The 24,293-nt window shown below is 67.4% G+C and carries 28 protein-coding genes and 1 pseudogene; 19 read left to right on the top strand and 10 right to left on the bottom strand.

Annotation, left to right across the window (positions count from 1 at the left end):
• Positions 1-26 precede the first annotated feature (26 nt).
• A complete protein-coding gene (locus GKO32_RS25460; protein ID WP_208024535.1) occupies positions 27-191 on the top strand; it encodes a hypothetical protein in 165 nt (54 codons plus the stop codon).
• A 25-nt stretch (positions 192-216) separates the two neighbouring features.
• Here GKO32_RS25460 and GKO32_RS25455 read toward each other — a convergent pair whose 3' ends face one another.
• Positions 217-870, bottom strand: coding sequence for an ArsR/SmtB family transcription factor (locus GKO32_RS25455; protein ID WP_154759438.1), 654 nt, complete (start codon positions 868-870; stop codon positions 217-219).
• Between the two features lie 85 nt (positions 871-955).
• On the opposite strand from GKO32_RS25455, the gene GKO32_RS25450 reads away from it, so the two are divergent.
• From GKO32_RS25450 to GKO32_RS25430, 5 genes are read left to right on the top strand one after another with little or no spacing between them, the layout of a single operon-like run.
• The gene (locus GKO32_RS25450) at positions 956-2,314 is read left to right on the top strand and encodes an MBL fold metallo-hydrolase (protein WP_312868526.1); all 1,359 of its coding nucleotides are present in this window, start codon (positions 956-958) and stop codon (positions 2,312-2,314) included.
• Positions 2,311-3,615 carry an MFS transporter gene (locus tag GKO32_RS25445; RefSeq protein WP_312868525.1) on the top strand — a complete coding sequence of 435 codons (1,305 nt, stop codon included), beginning with the start codon at positions 2,311-2,313 and terminating at the stop codon, positions 3,613-3,615. The genes GKO32_RS25450 and GKO32_RS25445 overlap by 4 nt, the downstream gene beginning before the upstream one ends.
• Positions 3,612-4,202 (top strand): aminotransferase class V-fold PLP-dependent enzyme, encoded by a 591-nt coding sequence (locus GKO32_RS40630; RefSeq protein ID WP_154759437.1) that lies wholly within the window; start codon positions 3,612-3,614, stop codon positions 4,200-4,202. Before GKO32_RS25445 ends, GKO32_RS40630 begins: the two co-directional genes overlap by 4 nt.
• The gene (gene cmtR, locus GKO32_RS25435) at positions 4,196-4,549 is read left to right on the top strand and encodes a Cd(II)/Pb(II)-sensing metalloregulatory transcriptional regulator CmtR (RefSeq protein ID WP_154759436.1); all 354 of its coding nucleotides are present in this window, start codon (positions 4,196-4,198) and stop codon (positions 4,547-4,549) included. Before GKO32_RS40630 ends, cmtR begins: the two co-directional genes overlap by 7 nt.
• Positions 4,550-4,578: 29 nt before the next feature.
• On the top strand, positions 4,579-5,265 hold the full coding sequence (locus tag GKO32_RS25430; RefSeq protein ID WP_376766000.1) for a cation efflux transmembrane domain-containing protein: 687 nt from the start codon (positions 4,579-4,581) through the stop codon (positions 5,263-5,265).
• Between the two features lie 202 nt (positions 5,266-5,467).
• On the opposite strand, the gene GKO32_RS38145 is transcribed toward GKO32_RS25430, so the two are convergent.
• Together GKO32_RS38145 and GKO32_RS25425 are read right to left on the bottom strand one after the other, a co-directional pair.
• Positions 5,468-5,710 carry a hypothetical protein gene (locus GKO32_RS38145; RefSeq protein ID WP_166459724.1) on the bottom strand — a complete coding sequence of 81 codons (243 nt, stop codon included), beginning with the start codon at positions 5,708-5,710 and terminating at the stop codon, positions 5,468-5,470.
• Positions 5,711-5,886: 176 nt separating this feature from the next.
• Entirely contained in the window at positions 5,887-6,501 is a 615-nt protein-coding gene (locus tag GKO32_RS25425) for a TetR/AcrR family transcriptional regulator (protein WP_154759435.1), read from the bottom strand.
• A 180-nt stretch (positions 6,502-6,681) separates the two neighbouring features.
• Here GKO32_RS25425 and GKO32_RS25420 point away from each other — a divergent pair, with 180 nt between their 5' ends.
• On the top strand, positions 6,682-7,410 hold the full coding sequence (locus GKO32_RS25420) for an SDR family NAD(P)-dependent oxidoreductase (RefSeq protein WP_246244654.1): 729 nt from the start codon (positions 6,682-6,684) through the stop codon (positions 7,408-7,410).
• Between the two features lie 279 nt (positions 7,411-7,689).
• Here GKO32_RS25420 and GKO32_RS40625 read toward each other — a convergent pair.
• Together GKO32_RS40625 and GKO32_RS25410 are read right to left on the bottom strand one after the other, a co-directional pair.
• A pseudogene (locus GKO32_RS40625) lies at positions 7,690-8,109 on the bottom strand (nuclear transport factor 2 family protein); the annotation flags it as partial.
• Between the two features lie 188 nt (positions 8,110-8,297).
• A complete protein-coding gene (locus GKO32_RS25410) occupies positions 8,298-9,002 on the bottom strand; it encodes a GntR family transcriptional regulator (protein WP_166459727.1) in 705 nt (234 codons plus the stop codon).
• A gap of 208 nt (positions 9,003-9,210) precedes the next feature.
• Between GKO32_RS25410 and GKO32_RS25405 the strand changes: the two genes are divergently transcribed.
• Entirely contained in the window at positions 9,211-9,609 is a 399-nt protein-coding gene (locus GKO32_RS25405) for a YciI family protein (protein WP_154759432.1), read from the top strand.
• Positions 9,610-9,850: 241 nt separating this feature from the next.
• On the opposite strand, the gene GKO32_RS38520 is transcribed toward GKO32_RS25405, so the two are convergent.
• The gene (locus GKO32_RS38520) at positions 9,851-10,102 is read right to left on the bottom strand and encodes a hypothetical protein (RefSeq protein WP_154759431.1); all 252 of its coding nucleotides are present in this window, start codon (positions 10,100-10,102) and stop codon (positions 9,851-9,853) included.
• An 83-nt stretch (positions 10,103-10,185) separates the two neighbouring features.
• Here GKO32_RS38520 and GKO32_RS25395 point away from each other — a divergent pair, with 83 nt between their 5' ends.
• The 8 genes from GKO32_RS25395 to GKO32_RS25360 all read left to right on the top strand — a co-directional run bounded on the left by GKO32_RS25395 (position 10,186) and on the right by GKO32_RS25360 (position 18,548).
• Complete coding sequence (locus GKO32_RS25395) at positions 10,186-11,109, top strand: VOC family protein (protein WP_154759430.1); 924 nt, start codon at positions 10,186-10,188, stop codon at positions 11,107-11,109.
• Positions 11,110-11,131: 22 nt separating this feature from the next.
• A complete protein-coding gene (locus GKO32_RS25390; RefSeq protein ID WP_154759429.1) occupies positions 11,132-11,998 on the top strand; it encodes an SMP-30/gluconolactonase/LRE family protein in 867 nt (288 codons plus the stop codon).
• Between the two features lie 10 nt (positions 11,999-12,008).
• Positions 12,009-12,410, top strand: coding sequence for a YciI family protein (locus GKO32_RS25385; RefSeq protein WP_166459725.1), 402 nt, complete (start codon positions 12,009-12,011; stop codon positions 12,408-12,410).
• Between the two features lie 56 nt (positions 12,411-12,466).
• Entirely contained in the window at positions 12,467-13,972 is a 1,506-nt protein-coding gene (locus tag GKO32_RS25380) for a bifunctional 3-(3-hydroxy-phenyl)propionate/3-hydroxycinnamic acid hydroxylase (protein ID WP_154759427.1), read from the top strand.
• Positions 13,972-15,315, top strand: a complete 1,344-nt coding sequence (locus tag GKO32_RS25375) for an aminomethyltransferase family protein (RefSeq protein WP_154759426.1) — start codon at positions 13,972-13,974, stop codon at positions 15,313-15,315. The genes GKO32_RS25380 and GKO32_RS25375 overlap by 1 nt, the downstream gene beginning before the upstream one ends.
• 120 nt (positions 15,316-15,435) lie before the next feature.
• Positions 15,436-16,761, top strand: coding sequence for an aminomethyltransferase family protein (locus GKO32_RS25370; RefSeq protein ID WP_154759425.1), 1,326 nt, complete (start codon positions 15,436-15,438; stop codon positions 16,759-16,761).
• Positions 16,762-16,808: 47 nt separating this feature from the next.
• Entirely contained in the window at positions 16,809-17,684 is an 876-nt protein-coding gene (gene purU / locus GKO32_RS25365; RefSeq protein WP_154759424.1) for a formyltetrahydrofolate deformylase, read from the top strand.
• Between the two features lie 18 nt (positions 17,685-17,702).
• Entirely contained in the window at positions 17,703-18,548 is an 846-nt protein-coding gene (locus GKO32_RS25360) for a methylenetetrahydrofolate reductase (protein ID WP_154759423.1), read from the top strand.
• 258 nt (positions 18,549-18,806) lie between these two features.
• Here GKO32_RS25360 and GKO32_RS25355 read toward each other — a convergent pair whose 3' ends face one another.
• Positions 18,807-19,379, bottom strand: coding sequence for a nuclear transport factor 2 family protein (locus GKO32_RS25355; RefSeq protein WP_154759422.1), 573 nt, complete (start codon positions 19,377-19,379; stop codon positions 18,807-18,809).
• 551 nt (positions 19,380-19,930) lie between these two features.
• On the opposite strand from GKO32_RS25355, the gene GKO32_RS25350 reads away from it, so the two are divergent.
• The gene (locus GKO32_RS25350) at positions 19,931-20,656 is read left to right on the top strand and encodes a class II aldolase/adducin family protein (RefSeq protein ID WP_154759421.1); all 726 of its coding nucleotides are present in this window, start codon (positions 19,931-19,933) and stop codon (positions 20,654-20,656) included.
• A gap of 31 nt (positions 20,657-20,687) precedes the next feature.
• On the opposite strand, the gene GKO32_RS25345 is transcribed toward GKO32_RS25350, so the two are convergent.
• On the bottom strand, positions 20,688-21,548 hold the full coding sequence (locus GKO32_RS25345; RefSeq protein WP_154759420.1) for a helix-turn-helix transcriptional regulator: 861 nt from the start codon (positions 21,546-21,548) through the stop codon (positions 20,688-20,690).
• A gap of 138 nt (positions 21,549-21,686) precedes the next feature.
• Here GKO32_RS25345 and GKO32_RS25340 point away from each other — a divergent pair, with 138 nt between their 5' ends.
• Together GKO32_RS25340 and GKO32_RS25335 are read left to right on the top strand one after the other, a co-directional pair.
• The gene (locus tag GKO32_RS25340) at positions 21,687-22,547 is read left to right on the top strand and encodes an SDR family NAD(P)-dependent oxidoreductase (RefSeq protein ID WP_154759419.1); all 861 of its coding nucleotides are present in this window, start codon (positions 21,687-21,689) and stop codon (positions 22,545-22,547) included.
• Entirely contained in the window at positions 22,544-23,539 is a 996-nt protein-coding gene (locus GKO32_RS25335; protein ID WP_154759418.1) for an alpha/beta hydrolase, read from the top strand. The genes GKO32_RS25340 and GKO32_RS25335 overlap by 4 nt, the downstream gene beginning before the upstream one ends.
• A gap of 56 nt (positions 23,540-23,595) precedes the next feature.
• Here GKO32_RS25335 and GKO32_RS25330 read toward each other — a convergent pair whose 3' ends face one another.
• On the bottom strand, positions 23,596-24,126 hold the full coding sequence (locus tag GKO32_RS25330; protein WP_154759417.1) for an OsmC family protein: 531 nt from the start codon (positions 24,124-24,126) through the stop codon (positions 23,596-23,598).
• A gap of 16 nt (positions 24,127-24,142) precedes the next feature.
• On the bottom strand, positions 24,143-24,293 hold a 151-nt coding region (locus tag GKO32_RS25325), incomplete at its 5' end, for an SDR family oxidoreductase (protein ID WP_154759416.1).

The raw sequence follows: 24,293 nt of genomic DNA, 5'->3' as shown, positions 1-24,293 counted from the left end.
GTCGGCAGTTACCACAAGCTGATCTGGTGGGGCAGCGACTGCTGGAGAGGTTCACCGTGCGGATGCTGGGCGATTACCAGACCCGCCGCCCGCTGCCGCTCGTCAAGGAAGCTGGGTTCGTCGTGGAGCGGACCGAACGCCTCAAGGTCGGCACCGTAGAACGCGTCGCCGCGCGCAAACCAGCCGACTGAGCCGGGTGGCTCCTGCTCTGCGTCGTCAGGTGGCGATGGGTAGGTCGGCCAGGCGCCATTCCAGCATCCCGTCGGCCAGCCGCCGGGCCGGGCGTCCGTGGGCGGTGAGCAGGCGGACGGCGTCGTGGGCGAGCACGCAGTAGGCGCCGCGGCAGTAGGCGACGATCTCCTGGTCGGGTGGGAGTTCGGCCAGCCGGGCCGCGAGCTCCTCCAGGGGAATCGACACGGCGCCGGGGATGTGCCCGGCGGCGAATTCCTCGGCGGGGCGCACATCGAGCACGGTGGCCTGCCCCGAGTCGACGCGGCGCAGCAATTCCTCGCGGCTGACGTGGTCGGTGTCCGGTCCGAGGTAAGCGGAACGGGCAGCCGGCACCTCGGCCAGGTGCTCGCCGGCCACCGTGCGCACCAGCGCGTACAGGGCGGCGACGTCGGCGCCGGCGAGCCGGTAGTAGATCTTGGTGCCGTCGCGGCGGGTGGCCACCAAGCTTGCCCGCTTCAGGGTCTGGAGATGTGCCGAAGCGGTGGTCAGCCCGAGGTCCGCGGCCCGCGCCAGCGCCTCGACCGTGCGCTCGCCCTGGGCCAGCAGGTCGAGCAGTTCCAGGCGCTTGCCGCTGCCCATTGCCTTGCCGACTTGGGCGAACAGGTCGAACAACGCGGTCTTCGCGTCCCGGTCACCCATGTTTCTCCAATCATCTGTGGAATAGTGTAGAACAAGGGGCGGCCGGGGCTGCGGCCCCGGTGGGAGCAGGGGCGAGGAGGTGCCGGTGAACACGGTCGAAGTGGTTCCTCTCGTCGACGAGGGGCTGGGCAACTCCGCCTACCTGGTCGATCTCGGCGACGGTCGGGCGATGGTGGTCGACGTGAGCCTCGACCTGCGCGCCTCGTCCGCTGCCGCGCGACGCCGGGGGCTGACGGTCGCGTTCGCCGCCGACACGCACCTGCACGCGGACTTCCTGTCCGGAGCCCGACAGCTGTCGGCGACCGAGGGCACGCGGGTGCTGGCCTCGGCGGCCGGGCACCGCGAGTTCACCCACAGCGGCTTGCGCGACGGCGACGAGGTCGACCTCGGTGGCTTGCGGCTGCGCGCGTTGGGCACACCCGGCCATACCCAGGAGCATTTGTCGTTCCTGCTGCTGGACGGTGACCGTCCGGTCGGGGTGTTCACGGGCGGTTCCCTGCTCGTGGGCTCTGCGGCCCGGACCGACCTTGTCTCCCCGGAACAGACCGAGGCGTTGGCTCGCGCCCAGTACGCCTCGCTCCGGCGGCTCGCGGAACTGCCGGACGACGTGGCCGTGTGGCCGACGCACGGCGCCGGCTCGTTCTGCTCGGCCCCGCCCGGTACCGAACGGGTCAGCACCATCGGCCGGGAGAAGTCCACGAATCCGTTGCTGCAGAGGGAAGACGAAGACGGCTTCGTCGCCGCGCTGCTCGGCTCGTTGGGCACTTACCCGCCCTACTTCCGGCGGCTGGGCGAGATCAACCGCCGCGGACCTGCTGTCCTCAACGAAGACCCGGCCCTGGCCGGGCTGGACGCCGCCACTGTGCGGGCGATGCTCGCCGAGGGTGCCCGGCTTGTGGACGTCCGGCCCGTGACGGAGTTCGCCGGCGCGCATGTGCCGGGCGCGTTGTCCATCCCGTTGCGGCCGGTGTTCGCCTCCTGGCTCGGATGGCTCGCCCCGCACGATCGGCCGCTGATCATCGTGCGCGGCTCCGGGCAGGATCGGGCGGAGATCGCTTGGCAGGCAACGAAGATCGGTTACACCGACCTCGCCGGGGAACTCACCGGCGGCATCGACGCCTGGACCGCCGCCGGCCATCCCACCACCAGCACCCGCCTGGTCGGCCCCGACCAAGTCGACGGCCGGGTGCTCGATATCCGGCAGACCCCCGAGTTCGCCGCCGGGCACCTGCCCGCCGCGCTCCACCTCGAACTCGGTGACCTTCCCGACCGCGCCGACGAGGTACCCGGCGAACCGCTGGTGGTCATGTGCGGCCACGGGGAGCGCGCGATGGGCGCGGCCAGCCTGCTCGAACAAGCCGGCCATCGTGATCTCGCCGTGCTGACCGGCGGCCCCGAAGACTGGGCCACAGCGACCGGCCGAAACCTGGAGACCGGGCAGTGACCCGCGTCGGCGCGGACCTGCGGCTGGGCATCCGCGCCAACCTCGCCCAGTTCAGCCTGCTCGTCGCGGTCAACGCCCTGGTCGGTGGCGTGCTCGGGCAGGAACGCACTGTGCTGCCGCTGCTGGCCGAGCAGACTTTCCACCTGACCGGCTACACCTTCCTGCTGACCTACGTGCTGGCCTTCGGCGCCACCAAGGCCGCCACCAACTACTTCGCCGGCACCTGGTCGGATCGGTTCGGCCGCAAGCCCGTGCTGCTCGCCGGGTGGCTCGTCGCGATCCCGATCCCCGTGATGCTGATCTGGGCGCCCTCGTGGGGTTGGGTCGTGGCCGCCAACGTGCTGCTGGGGATCAACCAGGGCTTGACCTGGTCCACGACGGTGATCATGAAGATCGACCTCGCCGGCCCCGCCCGCCGCGGCCTGGCGATGGGGCTGAACGAAGCCGCCGGCTACACGGCCCTCGCCGTCACCGCCTTGGCAACCGGCTACCTCGCTGCCCATTACGGACTGCGGCCCGCGCCGTTCCTGCTCGGGGCGTCCTATGTCGTGCTGGCTCTCGGGCTGTCCGGGTTCGTGGTGCGCGAGACTCGTGAGCACGCTCGCCTGGAAGCCACCCGGCACACCGCCCGCGGCGACGGCCGACACGACCACCTGCACGCCGAGTTGACCAACCGTCAGGTCTTCGGCCACACGAGCCTGCATGAGCCCGCCTTGTCGGCGGCCAGCCAAGCCGGGATGGTCAACAACCTCAACGACGGCCTGGCCTGGGGACTGTTCCCGATCCTGTTCGCCGCCGCCGGGCTCTCGGTGTCGCATATCGGCATCCTCGCCGCGGCCTATCCCGCGGTGTGGGGGCTGGGCCAGTTGGTCACCGGGCCGCTGTCGGACCACTGGGGACGCAAACACCTCATCACCGCGGGCATGCTCACCCAGGCTGCCGCGCTCGCCCTGGTTGCCCTGTCGGACACCTTCGCCCTGTGGCTGGTGGCCGCCGTGTTCCTCGGCGCCGGCACCGCCATGGTCTACCCGACGCTGCTGGCCACGATCGGCGACGTCGCCCACCCGGCGTGGCGTGCCCGCGCGGTTGGTGTGTACCGGCTGTGGCGCGACGGCGGGTTCGCGGTCGGCGCCGTGCTCGCCGGCATCGTCGCCGACCTGTGGGGGCTGCGTGCCGCGGTCTGGGTCGTCGCCGCGCTCACGGCTGTCTCTGGCGTCATCGTCGCGGTCCGGATGTACGAGACGCACCCGAAACCCGATCGCTCCAAGCACATCACCGCGTCGGAGGAAAGCGCCTCATGACTGTCCTCAGTGGACTCGCCGAGGGGCCGATCTATCTCGACTACAACGCCACCACGCCGGTCGACCCCGCCGTCCCCGCGCCGCGATCGGGGCACCCGGCGTCGACGCACAAGATGTACGCGCCCAAAGGCATCGCCGCCCTGTACGTGCGCTCCGGCGTCTCCCTGGAACCGGTGGTGTACGGCGGCGGGCAGCAACACGGTCTGCAAGCGGCACCGAGAACGTCGCGCTCGCCGTGGGACTCGGTACCGCCGCCCAGCTCGCACAACACCTTCGCCACCCCGGTCAACCAGAACCCGCTGCACCACGACGCGGACCTGGTCATCCACTCCGCCACCAAGTACCTCGGCGGGCACAGCGACCTCACCGCCGGAGCCGTCGCCGGCCCCGCCGAATTCCTCGCCGACCACCTGCGCGTCACCAAGGTCAACCACCGGCGACCAAGCCACCATCATCAAGACCCAGATGCGCGGCCACCAGCGCGGAGTAGACAGAAACCGACGAGCAGCCGATCCCGTCTGGCACGAGCGAACTGTTCAGCTCTTGCTGTCATATCAGCCCCCGCTGTACTGTTCTGCTCATGCTGACGTGTGAGACGCGGGAGTCGGCGCTGGCCCGCCTGGGCCGGGCGCTGGCCGACCCGACCCGCTGCCGGATCCTGGTGGCGCTGCTGGACGGGGTGAACTACCCCGGCCAACTCGCCACGCAGCTCGGGCTGACCCGCTCCAACGTGTCCAACCACCTGTCCTGCCTGCGCGGGTGCGGGCTGGTTGTGGCCACCTACGAGGGCCGCCAGGTCCGCTACGCGCTGGCCGACGCGCACCTGGCCCGCGCATTGAGCGAACTGGTGCAGGTCGTGCTCGCGGTGGACACCGAACAGCCCTGCGTCGACGACGACAAGCCAGCGGCGCGCGCCGTGGAGGTGGGCAAGTGAGCAAGGACACCGGCCGTCCGCTCGACCTGTTGTCAACGACCTCGGACGCAGAACAGGACGGCTGCGCCGACGGCTGTTGCGCGCCGGCTGCCACCACCAAGACCGGCTCGGCCCTGGTGGATGCGCAACGGCGTGCGGTGTTGTCCCATCGGGTGCGGCTGCTGGTCGCTGCGACGATCACCTACAACGTCATCGAGGCGATCGTCGCGATTTCCGCGGGGTCGGTGGCATCGTCCACCGCGTTGATCGGGTTCGGGCTGGACTCGGTCATCGAGGTCGCCTCGGCCGCCGCGGTGGCGTGGCAGTTCTCCGGCCGCGACCCCGAGGCGCGCGAGCGGACCGCGTTGAAGGTGATCGCGGTGTCGTTCTTCGCGCTGGCGCTCTACGTCACCGTCGAATCCGTGCGGAGCCTGCTGGGCGCGGAGTCCGCCGGGCATTCCACTGTCGGGATCGTGCTGGCGGCCGTGTCATTGGCGGTCATGCCGTTCCTGTCCTACGCCCAGCGGCGCGCCGGTCGCGAACTCGGCTCGGCCAGCGCGGTGGCCGATTCCAAGCAGACCCTGCTGTGCACCTACCTGTCCGGCGTGCTGCTGGTGGGACTGCTGCTCAACTCCCTGTTCGGCTGGTCGTGGGCGGACCCGCTCGTCGCGCTGGTGATCGCCGCTGTCGCGATCAAAGAAGGGCGCGAAGCCTGGCGGGGCGAGCACTGCTGCTGACCGATTATCGACAGGAAAGCCTGGAACTTTGGCACGCTTCGTATCCGGCGGAACATTGGCGAGCTGCTGACGTCCTTCTGCCCGCGCCTGAAACTCCGAGCGCACGGACTTGACAGGCTGCCGCGCCTGCGCGGCACCTACACCCAACCGAATGCGAAGCGTGTCTGCTGAAAGCCGGGGCCGACCTCCGCCCAGCCAATCTTCAGCAGCCGACGACCCGGCGAGCGCCAGGTGCCGAGTGCCCGGAGGGCGAGTTGAGGACGTTGCCGAAGCCGAACATGAATGTGAGGCCGACAACGACGCCCATGATCATGGTGACGGCCTCACGACGGCGGCCCGGTCCGAACCGGATCGAATCGACATAGCTGCACGCCGTGTCATCGGGCACCACCTGTTTCGACGCGCGGACGGCCGTGGGTGTCCCGCGTGGGGATGCCGCGTTCACGGAGCTTGTTCAGCGCGGTGGTGTGGTTGACGCCGAGGTGGTCGCCGGCTCAGGCGAGAGTTTGTAGAGGTGTATAGCGTCGTCGGCACTTAACGTCGTCCGTTGCGCAACGGTCGGATTTCGCTTCGGGACGCAGTCCAGCGCGGCGCCCTCAACGGATCCAGCAGTGGCGAGCACTACCGGACGGTCGCGGAGTAGGTGGCAGGCGCCGGCAAAGCTGACAGGGCCACTTCCACAACCTTCATGAGGCTCTGTTTGGACGCACCGCCCGAGGCATCGACGCAGATTCCTTGCGCGACGGCTGCGACGTAGGCGCCGAGTGACGCGGCATCGGCGTCGGCGGGCAGCCGGCCAGCCTTGATGGCCCGCGCGAACAGGCGCTGAAGGTCCTTCCGAACATCCATTCGCAGGGCGGCGAGCTGATCGGCCACGTCGCGGTTGGCGTCGCTACATACCAGCGCGCCTCCGACCATAAGACAGCCCTTCGGATGGCCAGGCATAGTTCCGTCGAGGACGACTCCCTCCAGGTACTTTCGCGATGCTTCGACGGGGTCGTCAAGGGAGAGTGCCTCCGCCCGGCGGGCGAGCCTGGTCTGCATGTAACGGTCCATGACTTTGTCGAAGATCTGGCGCTTGTTCCCGAATGCTGCATAGAGGCTGGGGGCGCTGATACCCATGCTCGCGGTCAGGTCGGTGATGGACGTCCCGTCGTAACCCTGACGCCAGAACACATCCGTTGCCTGGTCCAGCGCCTGGTCAGCGTCGAACTCTCGCTGCCTGCCACGGGGCATTCTGGCCTCCTTTGCTGAATCTGACCCTAGCAACCGCCGCAGGCCGGCAGAACTTCCCGGCGGGGCGGTCGGCGGCTTGCATGCCTGAGATCCCCGTGATATCTATATCGAACGTTAAATATAACGTTCACTACATTGGAGAGGCCGAGAGGCAGCATGAGCTCGAACAGGAAGAATGTCTTGATCACCGGGGCGGGATCGCGGGGTGGAATTGGCGCCGCGATCGCGCACACGTTCGCGCGCGATGGGGCCACGGTTCTGATCACGGGTCGGCACCAGGAGCGCGGGGACGAGGTCGTCGCCGACATCCTCGCGGCGGGCGGTGAGGCCCGCTTCATCCTCGCCGACCTCAGCGACCACGCCGACGTCGATAGGCTCATCAAGGAGGCTGGTGACGTCGACGTCCTTGTCAACAACGCGGCGAGCTACCGGGCCAGCATCGGGCCAAGCCTGGACCAGGACCTCGCCGCGAACGTTGAGTCCTGGGATGTGAACATTCGGGCAGCCTTCGCCCTGACGACAGGCTTCGCCCGAGGGATGGCCGCCCGTGGCGGCGGCGCGGTCGTGAACATCAGCAGCATAGCCGGAACGCGCCACATGCCTTACATGTCCACCTATGGCGCGCAGAAGGCTGCAATCGACGCCTACACCCGGTCGTGGGCCGCCGAGTGGGGCCATGCCAACGTCCGGGTCAACGGTATCGCGCCGGGCAACGTGTCGAGCGAGAACGTCACCGAATTTATCGGTGCCGAGAGGTTCCAGGAAATGTCCGAAAGCAGCCCGCTCGGCCGTCTCGGCACGCCGGAGGAGATCGCCGAGGTCGTTGTTTTCGTCGCGAGCGACCGCGCGAGTTTCCTGACCGGCCAGACCATCCTCGTGGACGGCGGCCACATGGCGAAGGCGATCTGACGCCTCCCACCTAGAACAAGCCGGATGGTCGTGCTCGCCCGGCTGCTCCGCGCGCTGAGACCGCCGCACTGGTGCTCCAGCAGGGAGACCGTTTTGGTCCGTCGGTAGCAAGCAGCCACCGTCAAGTCTCAGCGGTTGTGTGGACTGCGGAGAACTCGGCGGTGGCTGCCACGACCGGTCGGGTGGGCAGTGATCTCGTAGCAGGCTGACCCAACCAGGTCCCATCGCAGTCCTGTCCGCCCGATCAGCGGAACCGAACGCATGCAGTCGCCGGCGCTTGATCCGCCAACCAGCCTCTGTTCGTACGAGCTCGTCATCGTAGGTCAAGCTGAGGATGCACTCGGCAGGTCGAGCGGTGTCCTCTGGTGCCTGATTGAGCAGCCAGTGGATAGCAATCAGGTTCACCCGTGACCGGGCCTTGTCGCCATCGATCGCACAGTTGTGGTTGCCGATGAGGTGGTTGAACCTCCGTGAGATGCGCACTTTCCGGGGAGTACTTCTCGACGCGGAGAATCTGGCCTCTGCCTCGAACCAGAAGTCGGCGATGTCGCTGACCGCCAGCGATAATCCGTCGACACCGACATTCAGGTGATATTTCCGTCCTGCCCGATAACAACGTCGCCGCTGCCGGGAACTCGAGCGAGTCCAAAGCCACCGTCGACGATCCTCGGGCAGTGTCGACACCAGGTCGCGCGGCATGCGGGTGTCCACCACCCCGGGCAGATCGCGTTGACCCGGATGCCCGACGCGAGGTCGACGGCGCAGCACTTGGTGAACCCGATCACTGTCGGGCTCACGGCTGCGCCACGCTCGCCGCCGTCAGCGTTTTCGCGGCTCCTGATGAAGGAGTCGTCGTCGCCAGATCCGTTGTACATCGCCGATGTCTCTCATCGGGGTTTCGTGGTCTCGTCTGCTCTCATCAGGTGGCTTGTCATGAGGATCTCCGTTGTGCGCCGGATGTGTCGTTCCAGCAGAGTGGCTGCGAGCTCGTCATCGCGCGCGATGGCGGCATCTGCGATGGCCGTGTGTTCCGAGTGGACATCGCGGGGCTCGCGCTCCGCCGGTCCCGCCCAGCGGCGGTAGACCTCGGCGGCGTCGTAGGGCCCGCTGCGCAGTTCCATGAGTAGCGGGCTGCCACAGCCGGCCGCCAGCGCGGTGTGGAACTCCGCGTGTGCGATCGACCATGCCTCCGAGAGCTCGTCCTTCGCCCCGGGGGTGTTCTGTGGTGTCTTGCCCAGCCGGTAGAGCGCGGCGACCAGCGCCGTCTCCCACTCCAGGTCGCCGCGCTGGATCGCCCAGCGCAACGCCAGCGTCTCGAGGTGTACCCGGACGTTGGTCAGGTCCAGCAGGCCGCTCCTGTCCAGCGGCCGGACCGTGAAGCCGACCTGCGGTACGGATCGCACCAGGCGCTGTTCGGTCAGGCGGGTCAGGGCTTCCCGGACGACCGACAGGCTCACCTCGAAACGCTCACAGAGGGGCTGGATCTTGAGCTTCTCGCCCGGTGCCAGCCGCGTGGCCAGGATGTCCGATCGAATCTGCTCGTAGACCTCGGAAACGCGACTCGAGCTCTTCCGTCCAGCATCCGTCTCCATCAGACGAACTCTACAGGTATCGATCGTCCGCCTCATAACTGGAAGATGGCTCGCTCGACGGATTGTCCTGGATTGGGTTGACTGATTGGAGTATCCCAGGAATTATCGCTATCTAGCGTTGCAGTCGATATTTATGGTCCGGTAGCGCCCGTCCCGACGCGACCCGTGACGTCATGAACCCACAGCACACCAAGAGGAAGGGATGGCGATGACCGAACCGCACATGGACTGGGAACAGCTGATCAAGGACGGCCGGGACCGGGGATTTCTGACCAAGCGCCTGTACGCCGTGAACACCGTCCCCACGAATGGCCTCGGTCCGGTCCTGGCCGTGCTCGACGAGCACGCCGCTTACCAGGTGAAGCTCGAGCAAGAGGGCGTCATGTGGGCTGCGGGACCGTTCGCGAACGACGCCGAGGACGAGTGGGAAGGCGAGGGGTTCTTCGTGTATCGCGCCGAATCCAAGGCTGAGGCGATCCGCTACGCCGAAGCCGATCCGATGCACAGCAGCGGCGCGCGCACGTTCCGGGTGCGCACGTGGCTGCTGAACGAGGGCTCCTTCCGCGTTCAGGTCAACTATTCGACCGGCAGGGCAGAGATCCTCTAGCCGCCGAGGCGCCGAAACAAGTCCATCGGAAAGGGGCGCCCAGGTGCGCATCGTCAACGTCGGCGGCAGGCTTGCCCTCCGGGCCGGGTCCGGTGTGGTCGACGTCGAACGGGCCAGCGGCGGATCGTTCGGCCCCGACCCGCAGGTCGGCTACGCCGTGTGGCCGGACGAGATCGAGCCACGCGACTCGCCTCGAGTCGCCGGTGCCCCGTCCGGGGCAGGTCCTGGCCATCGGGCTGAACTATGCCGAGCACGCGAACGAGAGCGGCACCGCGGCTCCGACCGAGCCTTCCGTGTTCACGAAGTTCCAGTCGTCGATCGTGCGGCGGCCAGGGACCACGTCGCGGGACTCACGGTCGGCCAGGATCTGTCCGAACGCACCCGCCAGCTGGTGCCGCCGGTGCCGCAGTACTCCCGGCGGTGTCGGCCGCGCGCGTACCCCTCCGCGATATCTGGTGCCCGGGGACGTACTCGAGACGTGGATCTCCGGCATCGGCAGGCTGCGCAACTCGTTCGTCGCTGCGCCACGTCACGAGACCCGACCGCACTGACTGTCCACGAGCACAGGAGATCTTGATGCCACTACACCGGATGAACTCCGTCACCATCGGGGTTCCGGACGTCTCGGCCACGACGGCGTACTACGAGGAGTTCGGTCTCCGTTCGAGCTCGGACGGATGGCTCGAGACCACCGACGGTGGTGCGCAGCTCCGGCTCGTGAAGGCGCCGACGCGGCGGCTGGTCGGCCTCGACATCGGCGTCGACGATCCGGACGACGTCGCACGGATCGCCGCGTCGCTGCGCTCGCTCGGGGTTGAGGCCGCGGTATCCGACCACGACGTTCGCGCCACGGAACCCGTCACCGGCGCCGTGGTGACGGCCTCTGTCACTCCGCACCTGCAGCAGGTCGTCGCCGAGCCGGTCGCCTACAACGGCCCCGGCCGTCCTGACCGTGGAGTCAGCCGGGCCCCGGCGGTCCTGCGACACGACACCGTCCGGCCACGCAAACTCGGTCACGTGGTGCTGGGGTCGACCGACCAGGTTGCCACGCAGCACTTCTTCACCGCGGGTTTCGGGCTGAAGGTCAGCGACAGCGTGCGGGACGCCGCCTCGTTCCTGCGCTGCTCCACCGACCATCACAACGTGCTCGTCCAGTCGGCTCCGGTGAACTTCCTGCACCACACCTCCTGGCAGGTCGACGACATCGACGAGATCGGACGGGGCGCCACGGCGATGCTGGAGGAGCACCCGGAACGCCACGTGTGGGGGCTCGGGCGCCACCACATCGGGTCGAACTTCTTCTGGTATCTGCGCGATCCGGCGGGCAACTTCTCCGAGTACTACGCGGACCTCGACTGCATCGTCGACGACGAGCTGTGGACACCGAGGCTCTGGGAGGAGGACAAGAGCCTCTACAGCTGGGGGCCACCACCACCGCCGTCCTTCGTGAACCCGGAGGACCTGGCCGCCCACATGGCCGGCGCGCACAGCACACCGTGACCTGGCTCGATCGAACGGAAGCATGGACATGAAAACGTATGCGCGCGGGCTTACCTGGGGTGAAGGACCACGCTTCCACCACGGAGCCCTGTGGGTGTCGGACCCGCAAGGCGGCACCATCTGGACCGACAGCACCGGCTCCTGGACGGCATCCCCGCAGACGTCCCAGCCGAACGGTCTCTGGTTTCTGCCGGACGGCAGGCTCACCGGAGCGATCATCCGGGAACGGCGGGTCGGGGTCTGGGACGGTTCGGGCTTCGCCGAGTACGCGGATCTGAAGCCGGTCGCCACCGGGCCGCTCGGCGACATGGTCGGTGACGCGGACGGCGGGCTCTATGTCGACGACGTTGGCTTCGCGCCGCATCTCGGCGAGAAGCCGCGGCCCGGCCGGATCATTTATGTGGCGCCGGACGGCACGGCCCGGATCGCCGCAGACGACGTGGTGTTCCCCAACGGCTTGGCGTTGATCGACGGCGGCCGGACGCTGGTCGTCGCCGAGACCTCGGCGCAGCGTCTCGTCGCGTACGACGTCCTCGGTGGCGGTCGACTGGCGGGCAGGCGGGTGTTCGCCGACCTGGCGGAGCTGGTCGGTCCCGAGGCCCGGCCGGACGGCCTCTGTGCGGCCCCGGACGGGGTCTGGGCCTGCACCCTGACCGGGAAGGCGGTCGTACTCGTGACCGCGGACGGGGTCCGGACGGTGATCGGTACGGACGACGCATCGCCCATCGCCTGCTGCACCGACGGCGACTCGCGGTTGTTCGTCACCCTCGCCCACAGCGACGGCCGGCCGGTGATGGATGCGGTCGCGGACAAGACCGTCCGGACGACGGTCGAGGTCGTCGATCTCGTCCCCGCCCCACCAACTGACCCTCCGATCGAGACCGATTGAAGAAGGACCAATGGCCGACACACCATCGGAAGACCCGCGCACTCTCGACGAACTCATGGGAAGCCTGCACGGGCTCCAGCTGTACATGGTCCGGATGGACATGCCCGGACCGGTTGAATCACCACTGGACTACCTGAAGCCACACCTGCGCGAGCACATCCTCTGGCTCGAGGCCCAGGAGAAGGCCGGCGTGCTCTTCCTGTCGGGAGCGAACTCCGCCCCCGAGGGATGGGACGGCAGCGGCACCGCGATCCTGCGCGCCGGCTCCCTCGCGGAGGCCGAGGCCATCGCGGCGACCGAGCCGTTCCACCGGGAAGGCCTGCGGACCAACACAGTCCACGGCTGGCAGCTCAACGAAGGGCGGCTGCGGCTGTCGATCAGCCTGTTCGCGGACGGTTTCGAAATCAGCTGACACCCCGCTCGTCGCCGAGTTCGTGACGGCCGACGGTCCTCGAAGGAGAGTTGAAGATGGCGGACGACACGACACCAGACCGCGAGTACGACGTCGCGGTCGTCGGCGCCGGAACCACCGGGCTCGTGCTGGCGTATCTGCTGGCCGGGCAAGGCATACGGGTGGCGATCATCGATCCCAACCGCCTCGTGTGCCAGCATCCGCGAGCGTCCCATGTGGACGATGAGTGCATGCGGATCCTCGACCTCGTGGGCTACAGCGAGGAAGAGAAGAACTTCATCAAGCAGTCCGGGTTCGACATCTTCACCCCGGGCGGGGACCTGCTGATGAAATGGGAGATCGACCCGGACCGCACCGATCAGGGTTGGCATTCCGACTACATGTTCTTCCAGCCCGACTTCGAGGCGACAATGCGTGGCCGGCTCATGATGACGGAGTCCGCCGATCTTTTCATCGGCTGGAAGGTGGCCGGTGTCGAGGAGGTGGGTGAGGAGGTCCTCGTCGACATCAGACACCGCAAGTTCGAAACGGAGGACCGGCTCAGGGCCAAGTACGTGGTCGGCTGCGACGGCGCATGGTCGATGCTGCGTAAGGTCACGATGACGGGGCTGAGGGACTTCGAGGGCACGAAACGTTCGCTGATCGTCGACGTCCATCACTTCACGCCACCGGCCGGGCTGTCGCCCACCGGAGGCTTCATCCAGAGCGGGGAAACCCCGATCACCTACGTCCCGCTCGTACCGCCGGTGGCCCGTTTCCAGTTCATGCTCGAGAACGAGGACGACCTCGACCGATTCGAGGATCCAGTGGTCATCTACGACCTGCTGAACCGCTGGCTGGAACCCGACAGTTACCGCATCATGCGCACGGATGTGTACGAGTGGAACGCGCACCTCGTCGAGGGGTGGCGGGCCGGCCGGATCATGATCGCCGGGGACGCCGCTCATCTCATGCCGCCGATGCTGGGACAGGGCATGTGTTCCGGGTTCCGTGACGCGGCGAACCTCGCCTGGAAGCTCGCCGCCGTTGTGTCCGGCGGGAGCGGCGAGGAGCTCCTCGACACCTATGAGACCGAGCGGTGGCCGCACGTCGCCGGGTTCATCGCGGAGTCGGCACGCCAGGCGAACCTCATCGCCGCGCTCGGGCGGGCGAAGCAGCCGCCGCCGCGCCAGGATGGAGATGTCGTCGATCGGGAGCACGCTCCGATCGGCCCTGGTTTCGTCGACGCCGGCGGCCGGCTCCCCGGCGTGCTGGCGCCGCAGCCGACCGGCCCGGACGGGGGTGGGCTCGACGTCGAGGTCGGCTACCGGTTCGCGGTGGTGGGTACCGCGGAAACTCTGCGGGCGGTGGCCCCGGCGACCAGAGAGCGCTGGCAGCACATCGGCGCGGCGGTGATCGAAGGCGGGGGCCCGGCGGTCACGAAGTGGCTGGAGCGCCATGGCGTGGACGCCGCGCTCGTCCGGCCCGACCACTACGTCTACTCGGCGACGTCCGGGACTCCAGACCTGGAACGGGCGACCGCGGCGATGGCCGCGGCCCTCGCAGGAGAGAACGGAGCGTAATGGTCGCGGCAAGTCTCGAAGAGCTGATCCAAGAGCGTGGAAATGTCGCTCACATGTTGCGGAACGGCACGATGGCCGCCTTCCCGTTTCCGATGAGGAGCGAATACAGCAACTGGCGTGACGAGCAGCGTGCCTGGAAAACCTCGGCCGTGCTGTTCGACCAGTCCCACCACATGACGGATGTCAGCTTCAAGGGGCCCGACGCCATCCGGCTCATGTCGAGGATCGGGGTCAACTCCTTCGCGGCATTCGGCAAGAACAAGGCCAAGCAGCTCGTGGCATGCACCGAGGATGGTCACGTCATCGGCGACGCGGTGCTGTTCGGACTCGACGACGACGAGGTCAGTATCGTCGGACCGCCTTTCGTATCGCGGTGGGCCGAGTACCAGGCGGAGATCGGTGGCTGGGACGTCACGGTGACCCGTGACGATGCCACACCGCTCAATCCGCTGGGACGCAAGAACTTTCGTTTCCAGCTTCAGGGCCCGGCCGCGATGGGGATCGTCTCCGCCACGGCGGGCGGCAGCCTGCCCGACATCAAGCCTTTTCACATCGGTGAGTTCAGGATCGCGGGACGGCCGGTCCGCGCACTCAACCACTCGATGTCCAAACGGGCCGGACTCGAGATCTGGGGACCGGTGGCCGACGGCCCGGCAGTGCTGACCGCGCTGCTCGAGGCCGGCGCACCCCACGGGCTGCGCCAGGCCGGTGCGATCGCGTATTCGACCACCGCATTGGAGTCGGGGTGGATCGGTGTGCAGCTGCCGGCGATCTACACCGGGGCCGCGATGAAGGGATACCGGGAATGGCTCCCGGCCACCGGCCCGGAGGCGATGGGGTCGATCGGGGGCAGCTTCGTCTCGGACCGCATCGAGGACTACTACACGACTCCGTGGGATCTCGGATACGGCGCGCTGGTGAAGTTCGACCACGACTTCATCGGGCGCGCCGCGCTCGAGGAGTCACAACGGCGACCGCACCGCCGCAAGGTCTGGTTCCGCTGGAACGCGGACGACTCCGCGCGCGTGATGCGGAGCGGCCTGCTCGACGACGAGGCCCACCGAGCCAAGTATCTGCAGGCACCGTACGCGGTGTACTCGACGTGGCCCGCGGACTCGGTGCTGGTGGACGGCAAGGTCGCCGGAATCGCCATCCGCACCGGTTACACCACCAACGTCGGCTCCTGGTACTCGCTCGGCATTCTCGACGAGGCTTATGTCCAAAATGGACGCGAGGTCACGATCGTGTGGGGTGAGGAAGACGGCGGCACCCGCAAGCCGGCCGTCGAGCGGCACGCTCAGACCTCCGTGCGAGCCGTGGTCAGCACGACAAGACTCGGCTGATCAAGCCTGTTCGCGAGATACCGCGGCACTCGGTGCTGCCGCAACAGTTTTCCCGCGCGGGACCCCCGCGTATGCCGGACCCGTCTGTTGGACCCCTCGAAACGATTGGATGCAGGATCAATGACGACACTGCAAGCTCAGATCGATCTTGCCGGTGGCCCCTTGCCGATGCTCCGGGCTTCGAGCCTGGGTGGCTTCACCCCGCCGATTCCGCTGGAGCACACGAACTGGCGTGACGAGCAGCGTGCCTGGAAAAACTCGGCCGTGCTGTTCGACATGTCGCACCACATGACCGATGTGTACTTCGAGGGTCCGGACGTCAACCGGCTGTTGTCGGACGTCTGCATCAACTCCTTCGCGGGCTTCGGTAAGAACCGGGCCAAGCAGATCGTCACGTGCAACGAGGACGGATACGTCATCGGCGACTCGATCCTGTTCGGTCTTGAACCCGATCGCGTCGCAATCGTCGGGACACCGGTGGTCTCCAACTGGGTCACATTCCAGGCCGAGCATGGCGGGTACGACGTCGAGATCTCCCGCGACGAGGCGACGCCGTTCAACCCGGCTGGGCGGCGGGTGTTCCGGTACCAGCTGCAAGGACCCAATGCGGTGCGGATCGTGGCACAGGCATCGGCCGGGACGCTGCCGTCGATCAGCTTCTTCCACATCGGAGAGTTCGAGATCGCGGGCAGGCCGGTGCGAGCCCTGAGCCACACCATGTCCCGCACGACGGGCATGGAGGTGTTCGGCCCGGCGGAGGACGGGCCGGCGGTCCTCGCCGAGTTGCTCGCGGCAGGAGCCGATTTCGGCCTCGCGCAGGGCGGCGCACTGGCACTGCCTACGACGGCCCTGGAGTCCGGCTGGGTGGGTGTGGAGCTTCCCGCGATCTATTCCGGTGAGGCCATGCGGCCCTATCGAGAATGGCTCACCGCCCATACCTACGAGGCGATGGGGTCCATTGGGGGGAGCTTCAAGTCCGACAACATCGAGGACTACTACGTCACCCCGTGGGACCTGGGCTACGGCCGGCTCATCAAGTTCGACCACGACTTCATCGGGCGTGCCGCGCTGGAACGGCGAGCCGATGAACCTCACCTTCGCCAGGTCTGGTTGCGGTGGAACGACGAAGATGTGGTTTCGCTTCTGGCGAGCTCCTTCTTCGCCGACACCGGCCGTGCGAAGTACCTGGCCGCCCCGTACTCCGTGTACTGCAGCTTCCCGTTCGACACCATCCTCGCCGACGACCGTCGGGTCGGGATGTCGGTGTTCACCGGGTACAGCGTCAACGTCGGGTCCTGGTCGTCCCTCGCGCTCGTCGACGAAGCGCTGCCCGACGGATCGGATGTGTCGGTGGTGTGGGGCGACGAAGGGTCCGCGCTGGTGACGGTGGAGGACAACACCGAGAAGGTGGTCCGGGCGACGATCAGCCGGAAGCCCCTGGTCTGAGCGAACGAGCGTTCCCGCACCCACAAGCGAGGGCAGGAAGAAACCGAATGGACGACACTGCCGCACATGCGGCCGATCTCGTGCTGACGCTGAGCTGCGCCGACCAGCCGGGCATTATCCGGACCGTCTCGGGATTCCTTTTCGACCACGGCGCCAACGTCGTGGAAAGCAAGCAGTTCGGCGACCGAGGCAACGGGCGATTCTTCATGCGAGTCGAGTTCGAACCCGCCACCGAGGCCGGACTGGATCCGCACCAGCTGCGCCGTGACTTCATCGATATCGCCGGCGAGTTCGGGATGACGTGGCGGCTCACCGATCCCGCTGACCGGCCCCGTGTGCTGATCATGGTCAGCAAATACGGCCACTGCCTCAACGACCTGCTCTTCCGCGCGAGCACAGGCACGCTGCCGGTTGACGTGGTCGCAGTGGTGTCCAACCACGCCGACCTCGCCCACCTGGCCGCCAACTACGACGTGCCGTTCCATCACATCCCGGTGTCGCCGGACACGAAGCCCGAGGCAGAGGCCGCCCTACTGGACCTGGTCGACACGCTCGACGTGGACCTCGTCGTGCTCGCGCGATACATGCAGATCCTGTCCGCCGACCTGTGCAAGCAGCTGACGGGGCGCGCGATCAACATCCATCACTCGATGCTGCCGAGCTTCAAGGGCTCGCGGCCCTACCACCAGGCCCACGACAGAGGCGTGAAACTCGTCGGCGCCACGGCGCATTACGTCACCGCTGATCTCGACGAGGGGCCGATCATCGAGCAGGAGGTCGCCCGCGTCGACCACTCGATGACCGCCGCGCAGTTCACCGCGCGCGGCCGCGACACCGAATGCCTTGCCCTCGCCAGAGCTGTGCTCTGGCACATCACGAACCGCGTGCTGCTCGACGGTCGCCGCACCGTTGTTTTCACGTGACATCCTGAGGAGAAGCCCGTGATCACCGATGCCGTAGCCGAGTTGGTGCAGGCCGCCCACATCGAAGTCATCCCGCTGCTCGGCAGCGAGGAAGCAATGCTCGGGGCCCCGCCCGCAGTGCCGATCACCATCACCTGTTCGCCCAAGTTCGGCCTCGAACGCACGCTGCTATTCACCGAGATCGCTGCCGCGGCAGGCCGGCGGGTCATCCCTCACCTCGCGGCTCGTCAGGTGCGCGACGAGACGATGCTGCGCGAGATCCTGGACCGGCTCGGCGCCGCGGGCGTACCCGAACTGTTCGTGATCGGCGGTGACGCCACGGAGCCGGCCGGCACCTATGCGGGCTCGGCCGAACTGCTCGAGGCGATGAGCGGGCTGCCGCACGGCATTTCCCGTATCGGGGTCGGCTGCTATCCCGAAGGACATCCCGCAATTCCCGATGATCGTCTGCTGGCGGACTTGCTCCATAAACAGAAATACGCCGGCTACATGGTCAGTCAGCTTTGTTTCGACGCAACGGCTTTGCTCAGGTGGATTTCGTCGATCCGGGCCGCCGGCGTGACTCTGCCCCTCCGGATCGGGGTGGCCGGGCCCGTGCAGATGCGCAAGCTGATCGAGCTCTCAATGCGCATCGGTGTCGGCTCCTCGGTGCGATATCTGACCAAACAGCACGGTCTGCTCGGACAGCTGTTCCGGGGCAGTGCCTACCGCCCCGAGCGATTGCTCGCACGGATCTTCGACGGTACCTCGGTGACCTCGTCCGGAATCGAGGGACTGCACGTCTTCAGCTTCAACCAGCTCGCGCTCGCCGCCGGGTGGCAGCGTCGGATCGCGGCGAGTGCGGACGGGGCGGAGCTGGCCTGAACAGGTCGGGATGAGGGTCTTCGTCGTCTCTATCAGTAGTACGGCGAACTCGGCCGGTTTGCTCAGCCACGGCGAGTGTCCGGTATCGATCCTCAGCTGGGCGACTCCCAGGGCGCTTGGCTTGCAGGTGCGCGAGTGCCCGGAAGCAGGTGGTCGCATCAGCTCAAGGATGGCGTCTCGGTAGCCCTCAAGTGTCGCCACTTCGTCGCGTCGGGTGTGACAGCCACCGTGAACGATAGAGGCGAAGTCCTTATGTGTCTACACTTGTCTCGTTGGTCGTCGTTGAAGCTTGGCCGGAGGCCGCGCTGCTTCTGCTTGCTCCAGTGGGTCGTTTCCGTCCCGCCGTTGCACGGTGAAGGCGGCGGGGAGGTCGAATGGCGGGGCACTGGAGGTGACGATCATGTCGCCGTATACGAGTGTCCGGTCGGCGATGAGCCAGTCGCCGTCGTCGCGGCGCTGGAACAGGTCGACGTAACGCACGAGGGCTTGTGTCCGCTGCACCTGTCCCTGTGAGCCGGGGCGTTCCCGCTGGGCGACGGTCACGTAGGACTCGACCCTGGCTTCCGTCGGCGAGAGGAAGGTGCAGGCGACGTTGGTCAACATGTGGGCGGAGTGCTCGACGGTTTCGTGCCGGGCCTGGAGTCCGGGAACCAGGTCGTGTCGCGGGCTGCCGGTGATCCAGCCGTGGTTGTCGACGGCGTCGTCGTGGAACGCGGACAGCAGCAGCTCCCAGTCCTTGCGGTCGATGCCCCGGCAGAAGCGCAGCAAGGTGTCGTGGATCCGGGTCCTCGCTTCCAGTTCGTCGAGGAACGCAGGGAAGTGTGACGTCATGACTGCCTCCTTGTGTTGACACTTGACCGCAGTGTACGCGGTAAGCGCGGCACCGAAGGGTCATCCAGCTGTCGTAAAGTGTTGACATTATTGCCTCGTGGTTTCACGCTGTGACAGCCGCCAGGCGAGTCGCGCGACATGGTGGCCGCCTGCACGGCGGCGGAGCGATCGATGATCTGGACAAGGCGCCGCGCCTGAGTAGCGCCGATGCCCCGACGAATACCTAGCGGCTCGGCCGATATCAGCTTCTGATGAGCCGCGTGCGCGCTGGCTTATGCGGACAGCAGCGACCACGGCTGGCTCACCGGCGTTGACGTCGTACGCGCGGTGAAGCGCGGTCGCACCAAGAAACTCGGCATCAATTCACGCATCGACCTGATCAAGCGAGCCGGCGCTCACGAAAGGTTCTTCGCTGCCCTCGGCGCAGGCTGAGCAGGCATGCCGGAGCGGCACGTCGATACCGCCACCCGAGCCGAGGTCCAGCACGCATGCGTCGACAAGCAGAATCGGCTACGGCAAGGGCATTGCCACGGCTCACTCGAGGAGGAGAAATGGTCAGCACGACCGGAGAAGTCGACGACGTGGTGCGCGCCCACTGGGCGCTGGCCGCTGGAGACCTGTCGGACTTCATCTGGGGCCACGCATCGCAGCGCGCGGCCAGCGGCGACGGGGTCCTGACCAAGTCGAGCGGGTGGGCGTTCGAGGAGATCGATGCCGGCAAGGTGATCGAGGTGTCCTGGGACGGCAAGCTCATCAGTGGTACCGGGAACGTGCACATCGAGGTGCCCATCCACACCCAGATCATGCGCGCCCAGCCTGCCGTCAACGCCGTTGTGCACTGCCACACGCCCTCTGTCACCGCGTTCGCGTCGCTGGACCAGCCGCTGCGGCCGCTGTCGCACGAGGGGGTGCTGTTCGCCGATAACCTGCCCCGGTTCACCCTCACCGGCGATCTGATCCGGACACCGGAACTCGGCGACGCACTGGCCGCGGAGCTCGGGTCCGCACCGGCCGCTTTGATGGTGCGCCACGGTCTCGTGGCTGTCGGTCCGGACCTGGCGACGGCCGTGATGCATGCGGTGTTGCTGGACAGGGCGTGCCGGGTCCAGCTCACGGCCGCCGCGGCGGGTGGCCCGTTGATCTGGTCCGACGAGGAGGAGGTTCGCGCCAAGCGGACCACCGTCTTCCAGCCCTTCGAGAAGACCTATCGCTACCTTGTCGACGTCGGGCGACGGCTGCATGAGCGAGCCACCGAGCCGACCACGACGCCCTCGTGACAGCCGGATCGTTCGAGCTCACCACGTGGCATCATTCGGTGCGGATCGCGAACTCGTCGGTGCCCAGGACCGTGAGCAGGGCGAGTTTCTCGTGGCTTTCCGTGCCGGGGGTTGCGGTGAAGATCAGCAGCGATTGTCCTTGGTCCGGTTCGAGGAGGAGCTGGCAGTAGAGGTCGAGCCGCCCGATCTGGGGATGCACGAAGTGCTTCGTGTCGCTCCACCGCAGGCCGACCTCGTGGCGCTCCCACAACCGGGCGAACTCGTCGCTGGTGTGTTGCAGGGTTTCGACGAGGCCCGCGGCGAGCGAGCCTGGTCCGTCGCGCGCCACGGCTTCGCGTAGCAGCGCGACGTTGATCCGGCTGTTGGTGTCGTGATAGTCGGGGTGGTATCGGTCGCGGGCGGCCGGGTCGGTGAACCAGCGATACGGTGCGCTGCGCGCGTTGCCGGTGTATTGCGTCTGGTCGCCGAGCAGTGCCACCGCGGGCGGTGTCTGCAGCAGGGTTTCGCCGAGCGGGCCCATGACCTGTGCGGTGGAGCCGGTCAGGCTGTCCATGATGCGCATCAGCCCGGGGCTTACGTGCAGGGCGCGGAGTTCGCGGCGAGCGGTGCGGTGGCCGGACAGCAGGAACAGGTGGTCTCGTTCGTCCGGGGTCAGCCGCAGGCCGCGGGCGATGGCCGCGACCATCTGCTCCGACGGCTGTGGCCCGTCGCCCCGTTCCAACCGGGCGAAGTAGTCGGCGGACATGGTGCACAGTTCCGCGACCTCCTCGCGCCGCAGGCCCGGCGCGCGCCGCCGCTGCCCTCTGCGCAGCCCGACGTCCTCCGGTTGCAGCGCCGCACGACGAGCGCGCAGGAAGGCGCCCAGGGATGAGCGATCGAAGGTCCGGTCCATGGTCACCATCTTCATCCCATCCGGCTTGGCGCAACCACGACCTGTCAGTCAGTGGTTGCGCGTGTCCTTCCTCCGCCCTCACGGGGTCCCTTGAATGTCAATACGACCTCGAACCACACACAAACGGAGTCAAGACCCATGACCAAATGGACAGCGAACGATCTGCCGGACCTGAACGGGCGGACGGTGGTGATCACCGGTGCCGGCCGTGGCCTCGGCCTGATAACGGCGCGTGAGCTTGCGCGGGCCGGCGCCCATGTCGTGCTGGGTGTGCGTGACACGGACAAGGCCCGCCGCGCCGTCGTCAGCCTGCCGGGCGCCTTCGATATCCGGACGCTCGACGTGGCGGACTTGTCGTCGGTGCGAGCGTTCGCCGATTCCTGGTCCAGGGATCTCGACATCCTGATCAACAATGCCGGTGTAATGGACATCCCCGCCGCGCGCACCGTGGATGGTCTGGACCAGCAGACGGCCACGAACTACACCGGTCCGTTCTTGCTGACCAACCTGCTGCTCGAGCACGTCACCGATCGGGTCGTGCACGTCACCAGCCAACTGCACCGGCAAGGCAAGATCGACCTGAAGGACCTCGACTGGCGCACCCGCAAATACAACGGGATGAGCGTTTACGAGGCTTCGAAGCTTGCCGTTGTGCTGTTCTCCCTGGAATTGCAGCGCCGGCTGAGCGCCACTGGAAGTGAGGTTCGCTCGGTGCTTGCCAGCCCGGGTATCGCTCGTACCTCGCTGGCCGCTCATTCGCGGTCGAACGTCATCAACCGATTCAAGTTCCTCACCAACGCCCCGGAGCTCGGCGCGCTGTCGGTGCTCTACGCCGCCACCCAGGACGTGCCCGGCAACTCCTACATCGGACCCGATGGGCTGGGCGGCCTGCGGGGCTATCCGGCGCTTCGCCGGCAGGGCAAGGCCGGTCTCGACACGGCCATGGCCGGCGATTTGTGGAAAGCGACGACCGAACTCGTCGGGGCGGTGGCCCGATGAGGTACCTGGAGGCGGCTGACCACGCCGATATCTATGTGCCGCACACCTATCCCGAACAGATCGTGGACCTCGGCGAGATCCGGATGAACTACGCCGTCGCCGGTGATCCCGCACTGCCGGCCATGCTGCTCATCCCGGCGCAGACGGAGTCGTGGTGGGGCTATGAGGAAGCCATGCGACTGCTGGCCGACCGCTATCAGGTGTATGCGGTGGACCTGCGTGGGCAGGGCCGGTCCACCTGGACGCCGGGGCGCTACAGCGTGGACATCTTCGGTGGTGATCTGGTGCGCTTCATCGACCGGGTCATCAAGCGGCCGGTCGTGGTCTGTGGGCTGTCGTCCGGCGGTGTGATCGCGGCCTGGTTGTCCGCCTTCGCGGCACCCGGCCAGGTCCACGCCGCCGTCTACGAGGACGCCCCGCTGTTCGCGTCGCAGGCCGGTCCCGCGGTCGGCCACTCCATCCGGCAGGGCGTCGGGCCGATGTTCCGGCTGTGGCACAAGTGGCTCGGTCCACAGTGGAGTATCGGGGACTTCGCCGGTATGCAACAGGCCATGGGGCGGGAGATCCCCGGCTGGATGCTCGACGCGCTGCGCCGGATGGCGCCGGCCGGCACCGGCGGGGCTCCGGCCGCGCCGCCGCAGGATCTCCGGGAATACGACCCCGAGTGGGGTGACGCGTTCGTCTCCGGGCGCGCCACGATCAACTGCGATCACGAGACCATGCTGCGCCACGTCAAGGTGCCGGTCCTGTTCACCCATCACTTCCACCACGTCGACCCCGACACCGGGAACGTGCTCGGCGCGCTCACCGACCTGCAGGTGGGGCGGGTCCGGCAGCTGATCGAAGCGACTGGCAACTCCTTCACCTACCGCCCATTTCCCGAAATGCCGCACTCCCTGCACGGTTACGACCCGGCCACCTACGTCGCCACCGTCACCGAATGGGCCGGCAGCTTGGCCGGCACCTCCGCTCTCGCCGGGCGTGGTTCGTGACCTGCCGCGCGGAGGTGGAGTCCGTCCGCCCGCACCACAGTGCGGGCGGACGGTGGTTATTCGGTGGGTTCGCCGATGACGAGTTCGGAGGTGACGGCGCAGCGGGAGCCGACGAGGGTTTGGGAGAGCCAGCAGCGTCGTTCGAAGTTCTGGAAGGCACGCTGGAGGGCTTCCTTGTGCTCCGCGCTGTAGTGGGTGTGGAGTTGGAGGTGGATGCGGTCGACGTAGCGGATGCCGCCGGGTTCTTTGGCGATGTGGGAGTCGATGGTGGCGGTGACGTGGCCGGCGTGGACTTCGATGCCGCGGGCTTCGATGCTGCGGGCGAAGGCGCCGACCATGCAGGAGGCGACGGCGGAGATGAACACGTCGGTGGCCGTGGCGCGGGGGGTGAATTGGCCGGGGGTGACCTGGTAGGTCTCCTCGTAGGAGGGGCGGACACCGATGATGAAGGGTTCGACTTCGGGGATGGTGGCCTGGCGTTCGATGAAGGCGTTCGGTGGTTGCCCGACGATGTCGATGCGGTAGGTGCCGCCGGGGCCGTGATGGCTGGTGGTGGGGGCGGGTGTGGTTTCGGCTGTGTCGGTCATGGTGTCCTTTCCGGGGTTAGAGGGTGAATCCGCCGTCGATGAGGAAGTCGGCGCCGGTGATGTAGGAGGCGGCGTCGGAGGCGAGGAACGCGGCGAGGGGTGCTACGTCGTCGGGTTCGCCGAGTCGTCCGAGGGGGACCGGCGGCCGGACGGCGTTCTCTACGGGG

Source organism: Amycolatopsis pithecellobii (genome assembly GCF_009707865.1).
Lineage (GTDB): Bacteria > Actinomycetota > Actinomycetes > Mycobacteriales > Pseudonocardiaceae > Amycolatopsis_E > Amycolatopsis_E pithecellobii.
Note: the sequence above shows the minus strand (reverse complement) of the source record. Positions and strands in the feature narration are given on the sequence as shown.

What these genes read in the sequence shown, in the direction of transcription:
- GKO32_RS25425 (WP_154759435.1), bottom strand. Translation starts at nt 6,501, where the DNA reads ATGCCCCGTGGCAGGCAGCGAGAGTTCGACGCTGACCAGGCGCTGGAC.
- GKO32_RS25385 (WP_166459725.1), top strand. Translation starts at nt 12,009, where the DNA reads ATGGCCGACACACCATCGGAAGACCCGCGCACTCTCGACGAACTCATG.
- GKO32_RS25355 (WP_154759422.1), bottom strand. Translation starts at nt 19,379, where the DNA reads ATGACGTCACACTTCCCTGCGTTCCTCGACGAACTGGAAGCGAGGACC.
- GKO32_RS25345 (WP_154759420.1), bottom strand. Translation starts at nt 21,548, where the DNA reads ATGGACCGGACCTTCGATCGCTCATCCCTGGGCGCCTTCCTGCGCGCT.
- GKO32_RS25455 (WP_154759438.1), bottom strand. Translation starts at nt 870, where the DNA reads ATGGGTGACCGGGACGCGAAGACCGCGTTGTTCGACCTGTTCGCCCAA.
- purU (WP_154759424.1), top strand. Translation starts at nt 16,809, where the DNA reads ATGGACGACACTGCCGCACATGCGGCCGATCTCGTGCTGACGCTGAGC.
- GKO32_RS25380 (WP_154759427.1), top strand. Translation starts at nt 12,467, where the DNA reads ATGGCGGACGACACGACACCAGACCGCGAGTACGACGTCGCGGTCGTC.
- GKO32_RS25410 (WP_166459727.1), bottom strand. Translation starts at nt 9,002, where the DNA reads ATGGAGACGGATGCTGGACGGAAGAGCTCGAGTCGCGTTTCCGAGGTC.
- GKO32_RS25350 (WP_154759421.1), top strand. Translation starts at nt 19,931, where the DNA reads ATGGTCAGCACGACCGGAGAAGTCGACGACGTGGTGCGCGCCCACTGG.
- cmtR (WP_154759436.1), top strand. Translation starts at nt 4,196, where the DNA reads ATGCTGACGTGTGAGACGCGGGAGTCGGCGCTGGCCCGCCTGGGCCGG.
- GKO32_RS25340 (WP_154759419.1), top strand. Translation starts at nt 21,687, where the DNA reads ATGACCAAATGGACAGCGAACGATCTGCCGGACCTGAACGGGCGGACG.
- GKO32_RS25405 (WP_154759432.1), top strand. Translation starts at nt 9,211, where the DNA reads ATGACCGAACCGCACATGGACTGGGAACAGCTGATCAAGGACGGCCGG.
- GKO32_RS25395 (WP_154759430.1), top strand. Translation starts at nt 10,186, where the DNA reads ATGCCACTACACCGGATGAACTCCGTCACCATCGGGGTTCCGGACGTC.
- GKO32_RS25330 (WP_154759417.1), bottom strand. Translation starts at nt 24,126, where the DNA reads ATGACCGACACAGCCGAAACCACACCCGCCCCCACCACCAGCCATCAC.
- GKO32_RS25335 (WP_154759418.1), top strand. Translation starts at nt 22,544, where the DNA reads ATGAGGTACCTGGAGGCGGCTGACCACGCCGATATCTATGTGCCGCAC.
- GKO32_RS25370 (WP_154759425.1), top strand. Translation starts at nt 15,436, where the DNA reads ATGACGACACTGCAAGCTCAGATCGATCTTGCCGGTGGCCCCTTGCCG.
- GKO32_RS25375 (WP_154759426.1), top strand. Translation starts at nt 13,972, where the DNA reads ATGGTCGCGGCAAGTCTCGAAGAGCTGATCCAAGAGCGTGGAAATGTC.
- GKO32_RS38520 (WP_154759431.1), bottom strand. Translation starts at nt 10,102, where the DNA reads ATGCCGGAGATCCACGTCTCGAGTACGTCCCCGGGCACCAGATATCGC.
- GKO32_RS25390 (WP_154759429.1), top strand. Translation starts at nt 11,132, where the DNA reads ATGGACATGAAAACGTATGCGCGCGGGCTTACCTGGGGTGAAGGACCA.
- GKO32_RS40630 (WP_154759437.1), top strand. Translation starts at nt 3,612, where the DNA reads ATGACTGTCCTCAGTGGACTCGCCGAGGGGCCGATCTATCTCGACTAC.